Genomic DNA, 1,312 nt, shown 5'->3' on the forward strand with positions numbered 1-1,312 from the left:
GTTTAAGGGCGGACAGGGACGCGTAAACAGGGGATACAGAACGACCTCAGGTTGGTATACTGGATGGTGCAAACCATATCCGCTCACCAGCCGAGGTCGTATGCCGAGTATACCAGCCCTTGCCCACTGGATCAACACCATCCTGCTGACCGCCATGCCCACCCTCTCGCCCTGGACCGCTCGTCGGCTCACCGATTGGCTCGTCAGTATCCTGCTTATGCACTCCATTACCACCCGCGTCGTGGCATGGGGCTGTGCCCTTGGCGTGTCCACCGCTGCCCGCGCTGCCAGTCACGAACGGCGTCTGCGCCGCACCTATCGGGATGCACAGCTGTCGTGGTCGCTGCATCGGGCTATCCTGACCACCACCCTGCGCTTCGCCCCTGCCGAACCGGTCACCGTCATCATCGATGAAACCACCCACACCGATCACTGGACACTGCTCACTGCTGCCCTCTGGTATCACGGACGCGCCATTCCGCTCGCCTGGGTGCTCCATCCCGGCAACACCCGCCGCGCCACCGCCTTCTGGACGGATACCGCTACCCTACTCGATCGCGTGCGCGCGGTCATCCCCGCAACCACACCCGTCATCGTGGTCGCCGATCGGGCCTTTGGCTGTCCGGTGTTTACCGATCAGGTGGCAGCGCACGGCTGGAGCTGGGTTGTGCGCGTCCAAGGCCATACCCGGCTGCTGCTGCGGGGCCATACGGAAGTCCCGATCCGCACGCTGGTGGCGCGCAGGCAGCAGGTGGCGCGCCGTGGGCAGGCCTTCAAGAAGGCGGGCTGGCGGACGGTGACGGTAGTGGCGGAGTGGGCCGCCAGCGCGCAGGAACCGTTGCTGCTGGTGAGTAATCTGGCAGACATTGGCATGATCCGGCATGGCTATGGGCGACGGTCTGCGATCGAAGCGCTGTTTCGGGATTGGAAAACGGGCGGCTGGCAGTGGGAGGCGAGCCAGTCGCGGAGCCAGCCGACGCAGGAGGCGCTGGTGCTGGGCATGGCGATCGCGACGGTGCTGGTACTGCTGGTCGGGACGGCGGAGGCGCAGGACGTGCTGGCCGACCGCGGGGATCGCCCCAGCCCGCGCCGCCCATGGGCGGCGCGAGAAAGTCTGTTTCGATTGGGACGGTATGGGGTGCTGCGCTGGCTGTGGACGGGGACGATGCCCGCGCTGGGCGCGGGGTTGTCGCTGGCGGGAACCGTGTTCCACGAACGATGGGCAACGACCGTGACGCGGGGTGGCCGGCTCGGGACGGCTATCCCCTAACACTTAATTACTACCCATTCCCCAACCTGTCCGCCCTTAAAC

Annotated in this window: 1 protein-coding gene; it reads left to right on the forward strand. The window is 65.9% G+C overall.

What is annotated here, in order from left to right; translation table 11 throughout:
- The first annotated feature begins 100 nt into the window (after positions 1-100).
- A complete protein-coding gene (locus tag ACFMKP_RS24745) occupies positions 101-1,270 on the forward strand; it encodes a transposase (RefSeq protein ID WP_382296519.1) in 1,170 nt (389 codons plus the stop codon).
- The last annotated feature ends 42 nt before the right edge of the window (positions 1,271-1,312 follow it).

The sequence above is a fragment of the Herpetosiphon sp. NSE202 genome (assembly GCF_042688385.1).
Taxonomy (GTDB): Bacteria; Chloroflexota; Chloroflexia; order Chloroflexales; family Herpetosiphonaceae; genus Herpetosiphon.

Coding starts and splice junctions, on each gene's coding strand:
- ACFMKP_RS24745 (WP_382296519.1), top strand. CDS start 101: ATGCCGAGTATACCAGCCCTTGCCCACTGGATCAACACCATCCTGCTG.